Origin of the sequence: Hymenobacter crusticola (assembly GCF_002154225.1) — a bacterium.
In the GTDB taxonomy this organism is placed as follows: domain Bacteria; phylum Bacteroidota; class Bacteroidia; order Cytophagales; family Hymenobacteraceae; genus Hymenobacter; species Hymenobacter crusticola.
Window position 1 is genome coordinate 816,201 of record NZ_MTSE01000001.1, and the last position, 8,080, is coordinate 824,280.

Genomic DNA, 8,080 nt, shown 5'->3' on the forward strand with positions numbered 1-8,080 from the left:
CGCAAGGCTGGGCCCGACGGATGTACGAAGTTGTGCCACCAGCGCTAGTTGGCGTTGGCTAGCTCAATGGCTTTTTCTAAAAACTCGTCGCGGTCTTCGCGCACGCCTTGGATGGTTTTCTCGAGGTAGATACTCGGCTTGATGCCCACGCCGTGGTGCTGACTGCCATCGTGCTTGCGCACCTCCATGCCGGTCCAGGAGATGGTGTAGTTGCCGGGGAGCGTGAAGGGGTTGATGTTGCCGTTAGTGCCCGCCGTGGGTTGCCCAATGATAGTGGCGAGCTTGTAGCCCTCAATAAAGCCCATGTAGCTCTCGGCGTAGCTGATGGCGCTGCCATCGGTGATGAAGATGATGCGGGCCGACAAGTGGGGCTTGCTCGGCTTCATTTCCCAGCCGAACGGCGTATAGCCGGCAATTCGCTTCTGATCGGGGTAGATAAAGTGTGGTACGCGCATCCATCGCTTGGCCGTATCAGGCTGGGAAAGCAAGTGGCTGATCAACGGGTGGTTGCCCTTGGGGTACCCGCGCAAGTCGCAGATGATGGTTTTCATCTTGGTTAGCTCCGGCAGCAGCTCATTGATGGCATCCATCGGAATTCGGTCTAGGTTCAGGTAGTACACCGAGGGCGAAATGAGCCGCGACATGGGGTGCGTACTCTCATCATTACGCAGGCCGGCTTTGTTGAAGTGGAGCGTAACAGCTTGACTTTCGGTGTTTGGGCGCTGCACTTGCAAAGCTAGCGCAGCGTTAGGAGGGCCCATCAAGGTTTCGCCTGCGGCGCGGTAGTGCAACCAGCCCGGCGTAGCCGCCGAGATGTACTGCTCCGCCTCGCGGAAATACGCCGCTGCTGGCTGCCCATTGATCTTCGTAACGATGTCGCCGCGCTGCACCCCGAGCGAGTCGCCGGCCACGTGCGTGATAATTAGCTGGTTTTGGACCCATTCCCACCGAATAGGCAAATACCGGTAGTTGTTTGCACGCGCTGGGGGCTGCACCCGCACATGGCCGTCGTGGAGGCGGGCCGTGAGGCGGCGTAGGTTCTTCAGGTTATCTTCCTCCGATTGGTCGGGGTACGCAGCACGTAGTGCCTCTGGTAAGGCTGCCGGCCAATTCGAGTTGGTGACAGCGAAGTAAGGATAAAAGTGCTGGAAGATATTCCAAGTAATGACCACATCGGCGAGGCGCACGGCGCGGTCGTTGCCGGTGAAGCGGCTAGGAGTGAGCTGCTTTAGTTCTGCTTGCAAAGACTCCAAAGCCGCTTTGTTAGCGGCTGGGAAGGTAGCGTCCTTAGTGCCGTATAAGGCCAAAGGAAGCACACACCGCAAGCCGCTACCTAGGTCTTCCTGCACCACCTCGCCAATCTGAGCCTGCTGCGGAAATAGCGCCTTGCTTGACCCAGCAACGCTTTCGGCCTGCGCTTCGGCCTTGTCAAGGGAGCGAATAACAACGCTGTGCTTGCCCTGCGCAGCATCCGTAGCGCTGACTAGAAAAGAGTAAGCGTCGTTGCTGTTATTGGCAACAAAGCGGCTCGTATTGGCTTGGCCGGAGATGCTGCGCGGGTATTGTTTTACTTCATCTTCTTCAAAGTCCGTAGCAAATATTGTTTTCCAGGCGCCATCCTCCTGCACGGCTACCTGTATGTTGTCGACCTGAATCTGTCCGCTGCCGACGAGCATGGAACCGAAATACAGTACAGAGGCCTGTGGGTCGATGGTGCCTTTTATTTCGTACTCCTTCCACTCTTTGCTCTGAATAGGCCGGTCAGCCATATTGTCGAAAAACCCCGTCCCTCTGTCGGGCAAATCAACACGCGCCCACAAGGCACCAGGTCCGTCTTGCGGGGACGCATTGCGCACCAAGGCCGTGTAACGAAACGACTTACCGCGGTACGGCATGGCGTTTACAGATTTGGTAAGGGTGCCAAAAGTAGCCCGCGCAGCCGGGTCTTTCAGCAATTCCCGACGGTGCATGCGGCGGCTGTGGTACGGGCTCTGAGCGCTGCCTTGCCCCATCCCCTGATGCTGCCAGCTGATTATTTCGTAGCCTTTCAAGCTAGGAGGTGTAATGTCCTTGGCTTTGAAAACGTAAGTCTTGCCCGCCGGCATTAGCTGAAGCGTGGGCGCAATGGGTTGGAAAAGACCTAACAGCGTTGTTTTCAGCTCCGCTTCGGTTTGCGCTTGCTCTACGCGCTGGGCACCTAGCACTGCTAGCTTGTCCCAATCGATGGCAGCGGCTTCGTCGCTGGGATGGAAATAGCGCACGTAGCCGTAGAGGCGCGCGAAGGTTTCTAAATGCTGCACAGTGCGCGGTGCGGGTGCAGGCGCAGGTGCTTGAGCGACGGCAGCTCCCACGCTCAGGAGCAAGCCGGCGGCTACTAAAGATAAGCGCATAGGTATGGTAAAGGTGAGGTATAAGCGAAGCTAACAGGGTAGAAGAGGCTGCTGACAGCCAATTGGTTGCAAACAACCTAGGTAATTAGGGCAACGGCTATAGTTTACTCTCAGTACGAAAGCGTATCCCGGCAGACGGGTGAAGTTATGCGCGCAGAAGCACACTTTATCCACCATCTTCTGGCAAGAGCGAATACTTTTGCAGTTCACTTTCCCAACGCACGCAGTAGCTTATGCTTCGTCCTATCATGTTTGTCGGCACCGCGTCCGATGTGGGGAAGAGCATCATTACGGCGGGATTTTGCCGCATCTTCCTTCAGGATGGCTACCATCCTGCGCCGTTCAAGGCCCAGAACATGTCTTTGAACAGCTACGCCACACCCGAGGGACTGGAAATCGGGCGGGCACAGGCGATGCAGGCCGACGCGGCGGGCGTGCCCTGCCACGTCGATATGAATCCGGTGCTGCTGAAGCCCACCTCCGACCAAGCCTCCCAAGTAGTGCTCAACGGTAAACCCATCGGTACGCAGTCGGCCTACGAATACTTCCGCGCCAACGACCGGCTCGCTCTGTTCGAAGCCGCGACCCAGGCTTTCGACCGCCTTGCGGCCCGCTACGCGCCAGTGGTGCTGGAAGGCGCGGGCAGCATCTCGGAGCTGAATCTGAAGAAGCGCGACATCACCAACCTGCGCATGGCCCGCCACGCCGGGGCCGCCACTTACCTTATTGCTGATATCGACAAGGGCGGCGTGTTCGGCAGCGTGTACGGGACCCTAGCTTTGCTAGAGCCGGAAGAAAAAGCGTGCATTAAAGGCATTATTATCAATAAGTTTCGGGGCGATGCGCGCTTGTTCGATGACGGCCGTCAGCAGCTCCAAGACCTAACCGGCGTGCCGGTGGTGGGTGTGCTCCCGTACTTCCGCGATATTTTTCTGGAGGAAGAAGACTCTGTGACGCTGGCCCGCAAGCAGAGCGCCCCCGGCGCTGCCGACCGTGTGCAAGTGGCCGTAGTGCTGCTCGGGCGCATGTCGAACTTCACCGACTTCGACGCCCTAGCCCATGACGCGCGGGTGCACCTGTTTTATACCCACAACCCCGCCGACCTGCTGAGCACCGATATTATCATTCTGCCCGGCAGCAAAAACACTATCGACGATCTGATTGCTCTGAAAAACAACGGGTTGGCTGCGGCCATCGTGCAGGCGCAGCGCGCGGGCAAAACGGTGGTGGGCATTTGTGGGGGCTACCAAATGCTCGGTCGCTCGGTAGAAGACCCCGACGGCGTAGAAAGCCAAGTGGCGGCTACCGCGGGCCTAGGTCTGCTGCCCGTGCGCACCGTGCTGCAAGGCGAAAAGACGACCCAGCAGCGGCAGTTCACTTTCCTAGACGCTCCTGGCACCTGCCAGGGCTACGAAATTCACATGGGTCAAACAACTGCTGAAGGCCCCGCGCAGCCCGTGGCTACCCTAGCCGATGGCACGCCGGATGGTTATGCCGTTAGTCCGCGCTGCTGGGGCACGTACTTGCACGGCATTCTCGATAATGCAGCTGTAATCGACTATTTGCTAGCTCCTTACACCACTCAACTAGCTGCGCCCCTCGATTTCCCGGCCTTTAAGCAGCAGCAATTCGACCGGCTGGCCGCGCTCATCCGCGCAAACGTGGACATGGCGCAGATTTACGCGGCCCTGCAATCCTAATCCCCATGCTACACGGCCACGGCGACGACGCCTACCGACACTCCCAGCAAGTAGTAGCCGATTTCAGCACCAACGTGTGGTACGGCGGCGAGCCAGCGGGCCTGAAAGAATACGTGTTTGCGCAGTGGCCCACGGTGAACCGCTACCCTGAAGTGCTGGCTGAGAGCCTAGCTACCCAAGTGGCCGCTCACCATGGCGTAGACCCCGCACAGGTGCTCATCAGCAGTGGCACCACCGAGAGCATCTACCTGGTGGCGCAGGCCTGGGCACGGCAGCGCAGCACCATTCTCACGCCTGCCTTCGCCGAGTACGAAGATGCCTGTCGTCTCCACGGCCACCAGCTACGCTTCGTGGCGTGGGAAGATCTGCAAGCAGATGCGCTGATTGCTAGCGAGTTGATCTTTATCTGCAACCCTAATAACCCAACGGGTAGCGTACTGACGCCCGACGTGCTGGGAGTCCTGCTAATGAGCCATCCGGACACGGTCTTTGTGCTCGATGAAGCGTTCATTGAGTTTACCACCAGCATCAGTAGCGCCATTCCGTTGCTGAAGCAGTTCGATAACCTGCTGATTCTCCGTTCGCTCACGAAAGCCTACGCTATTCCCGGCTTGCGGCTCGGCTACGTGCTCGGGTCAGCGGAACTAGTGGCGCGCCTCACGCAGCACAAAGCGCCGTGGGCCGTGAATGCGCTAGCCGTGGCGGCTGGCTCCTTTCTGTTTGGGCACTACGCCCAGGTGCAACCACCTATTGCTCAGCTGTTAGCCGACAAAGAAAAGCTAGCTACTGCGCTGGCGCAAAACCAAGGCATCGACGTCTTCCCAAGCCACACCCATTATTTCCTGGCTGCCACTCGCCACGGCACCGCCGCCGAGTTGAAGCACTGGCTGCTTGCCCAGCACGGCTTGCTCATTCGCGACGCTGCCAATTTTCGGGGGCTCACGCCGGCACACTTCCGCATCGGCACCCGGAGCGCGGCTGATAATCAATTGCTCATAAACGCTTTTGCTGCATGGACCGCTTCACGCACCTAGCTCCGCCGCTCGCCCTCGGCTATGCCCTCGATTTGCTGCTAGCCGACCCCGAGGGCTGGCCGCACCCCGTGCGAACGTATGGGGCACTTATCGCAGCGGGTGAGCGGCAATTCAACCACGGCTCGTATCGCTTCGCCAAGGGTGCTGCACTGGCTGGAGGACTCGTAGTCGGTACGTTCGGTGCCTTCACCCTGCTAGATAAGCTGTTGCGTCAGTTGCCGTCTAGTGTGGAAATAGCCGTCAACAGCGTTTGGGTGTTCTACGGCCTAGCGAATACGGGCTTGGTGCGCGAAGGGCAGGCCGTGTTTGCCGCCCTCGACGAGAAGGGGCTAGAAGCTGGCCGGCGGCAGCTAGCCCGCATCGTAGGCCGCGACACCACCCAGCTTGATACCCAGCAGATTCGCACTGCGGTGTTCGAGAGCTTGGCCGAAAACCTCAGCGATGGAGTGGTGGCGCCGCTTTTCTATTACGCCTTAGCGGGCGTGCCGGGCCTGATGGCCTACAAAATGGTGAACACCCTCGACTCGATGGTAGGCTACCGCAGCCCACGCTACGAGCAGTTTGGCAAGCTAGCCGCCCGCCTCGACGACGTAGCGAACTTACTACCGGCCCGCCTCACAGCTGTGCTGCTAGCAGCGCTTGGCGGCAGCGGGCGAGGCTTTCGGTTTATCTTGCGTTTTGGTAATCAACACAAAAGCCCCAATGCTGGCTACCCGGAAGCGGCGCTAGCGGGCGTGCTCAACTGCCGCTTCGGTGGACCAAACTATTACCATGGTGAGCTGGTGCCCAAGCCCTACATCGGCGACAATCCTCGGCCTATAGAACCCCAGGAAATCGAGCGGGTAGCTAGGCTCAACCATGCCGTTTGCGCCGTAGTAGTGGCGGGCATTATGGGACTACTGTGGTGGCGCAGTCGGCGCTAAAGCACTGACTAGTAACTGGTCGATAAACGTCCGGTCTTCGCCCCAGTACAAGTGCACGTAAGATGCCCATACGTTGCCGTGACGATATACCTGTACTGGAACCGGTGCTTCTTTTGCGTTGGTAAGGTGCATGGCCGTTGGTGTTAGTCCCTGATCCTCAAGAGTAGAATAGTGAAACTCATGCCCTCTGATGGTCAGATCGTTCCATTGTATAGTCCGGTAACCTAGGGTAAGTTTAGCCTCTTGCATAGAGGTGGTGCAGGGCAGTACCGCCGCCATCGGGAAGGTATGGCCCTGGGCGTTGGTGATCGTGCGACCTAGGTACATCAGGCCACCGCATTCGGCGTAGGTGGCGCCCCCAGCTGCGCAATAGGCGGCAATGCTGGCGCGCATGCCGGTGTTGGCGCTGAGCGCGTCGGCGAATAGCTCAGGATAGCCGCCGGGCAAGTACAGGAAGTTGGTACCAGCAGGCAAGGCGGCGTCAGTTAGGGGGCTGAAGTACGTCACTTCGCCTAGCTCATGTAGCGCATCTAGGTTTTGAAGGTAAGTGAAGGTAAAAGCCTCATCGCGGGCGACGGCAATGCGGCGTGATTGGGAGCTTACAGCGGGTGGCACAGTAGGTGCCCACGTCGGAGCAACGGTGCTCGTCACGGCCAGCAGGCAGTCGAGGTTGATGGTGTGGGGGAGGGCGTCGGCCAGGGCTTCCACAATGGCTTCGTACTGCACTTCCGCGTCAATCGACAAACCTAGGTGGCGCGACGGAATAGCAAAGGCCGGATTATTAGGTAGATAGCCTAGGGCCTCGACACCTACATCCTCGCAAGCTTCGCGCAGAAACTGGAAGTGCGAAGCGGTATTTACGAAGTTGAAAATAGCGCCCACCAGCCGAATGCCAGGGTAAAAGTTCTTAAACCCAAACAGCAGCGGCGCTACCGAGTAGGCCATAGCCTTGGCATTGACCACCAAAATGACTGGAATACCAAGCTGCTCGGCTACGTCGGCGGCACTGCCCTGCATGCGGGTGGCTCCGTCGAAGAGGCCCATCACGCCTTCCACCACGGCCACGTCGGCGGCCTGGGTGTAACCGGCGTAGGTGCTTTGCGCGTGTTCCACCGATGCCATGTACAAGTCGAGGTTGAGGCTAGGTCGGCCGGCGGCTTGGGTGTGGTGGTGCGTGTCGAGGTAATCGGGGCCGCACTTGAAGGGCTGCACCCGCAGGCCACGCCGCGCCAACGCCCGCAGCAGCCCAAGCGTGAGCGTAGTTTTGCCGCTGCCGCTGCTCGGGGCAGCAATCAAAAATTGGGGCTTCAGAGAGGAATTGGACACGGTTGTATTTTTGAGCGTTCAACTACGAATAAAAATGCCGCTTTACGTGATTTCGGGCGGCCCAGGGGCTGGCAAAACAACGCTGCTAACGGCCTTGCAGCAGGCTGGGTTCGGCGCCGCTGAGGAGGTGTCGCGCCAACTCATCCGGGAGCAGGTCGCGCTGGGCACCGACCAAGTACCGTGGCGCGACCTAGCTGGTTTCGCAGAGCTAGCTATGGCCCGAATGGTGGTTCAGCACCAAGCCGCCAGCCAATCCAGCCGCACCATCTTTTTTGACCGGGGTATTCCGGATGTTATTGGTTACATGCGAGTTGCGGGGCTAGCGGTGCCGCCAGCTTATTATACCACGGCGGCAGCGTACTCGTACGCCTCGCCGGTATTGCTGGCGCCGCCGTGGGCGGAAATCTACGTGAACGATGCCGAGCGCTGGCAGACCTTCGCCGAGGCTCAGGCGCTCTACCACACCTTACGCCGCACGTACCAAGACCTAGGTTTTACGGTACTCGATTTGCCCAAAGTGTCCGTCGATGAGCGTGTTGCTTTTGTGCGCAAGGTAGTCGCAACCTAGCTATTGGGCGAGGTAACTACTCGACGGCAATATTTTTTATCTACTTTTGCCCCAGCAATTGGTAATCGTTTCCGCGGTGCGGGACGATTTTAAAAGGGAATCCGGTGTGAATCCGGAACAGTCTCCGCTGCTGTAACCC

Annotated in this window: 6 protein-coding genes and 1 riboswitch; of the genes, 4 read left to right on the forward strand and 2 right to left on the reverse strand. The window is 58.7% G+C overall.

The features are described 5' to 3' along the window. Window positions 1-44: 44 nt before the first annotated feature. Window positions 45-2,390, reverse strand: coding sequence for a S41 family peptidase (locus BXP70_RS03285; RefSeq protein ID WP_086592549.1), 2,346 nt, complete (start codon window positions 2,388-2,390; stop codon window positions 45-47). A gap of 233 nt (window positions 2,391-2,623) precedes the next feature. Between BXP70_RS03285 and BXP70_RS03290 the strand changes: the two genes are divergently transcribed. The 3 genes from BXP70_RS03290 to cbiB are packed head-to-tail and all read left to right on the forward strand — an operon-like array spanning window position 2,624 to window position 6,047. After that, complete coding sequence (locus BXP70_RS03290) at window positions 2,624-4,090, forward strand: cobyric acid synthase (RefSeq protein ID WP_218779730.1); 1,467 nt, start codon at window positions 2,624-2,626, stop codon at window positions 4,088-4,090. 5 nt (window positions 4,091-4,095) lie between these two features. After that, a complete protein-coding gene (locus BXP70_RS03295; RefSeq protein ID WP_086592551.1) occupies window positions 4,096-5,124 on the forward strand; it encodes a pyridoxal phosphate-dependent aminotransferase in 1,029 nt (342 codons plus the stop codon). After that, complete coding sequence (cbiB, locus tag BXP70_RS03300) at window positions 5,103-6,047, forward strand: adenosylcobinamide-phosphate synthase CbiB (RefSeq protein WP_086592552.1); 945 nt, start codon at window positions 5,103-5,105, stop codon at window positions 6,045-6,047. The genes BXP70_RS03295 and cbiB overlap by 22 nt, the downstream gene beginning before the upstream one ends. Here the strand turns inward: cbiB and BXP70_RS03305 are convergent. Further along, complete coding sequence (locus BXP70_RS03305) at window positions 6,021-7,373, reverse strand: cobyrinate a,c-diamide synthase (RefSeq protein ID WP_218779731.1); 1,353 nt, start codon at window positions 7,371-7,373, stop codon at window positions 6,021-6,023. The two genes, cbiB and BXP70_RS03305, sit on opposite strands and share 27 nt — an antisense overlap. A 34-nt stretch (window positions 7,374-7,407) precedes the next feature. Between BXP70_RS03305 and BXP70_RS03310 the strand changes: the two genes are divergently transcribed. Beyond that, window positions 7,408-7,941 carry an AAA family ATPase gene (locus BXP70_RS03310; RefSeq protein ID WP_086592553.1) on the forward strand — a complete coding sequence of 178 codons (534 nt, stop codon included), beginning with the start codon at window positions 7,408-7,410 and terminating at the stop codon, window positions 7,939-7,941. A 42-nt stretch (window positions 7,942-7,983) separates the two neighbouring features. Further along, a riboswitch (cobalamin riboswitch) is annotated at window positions 7,984-8,080 on the forward strand. This riboswitch is flagged as partial in the annotation.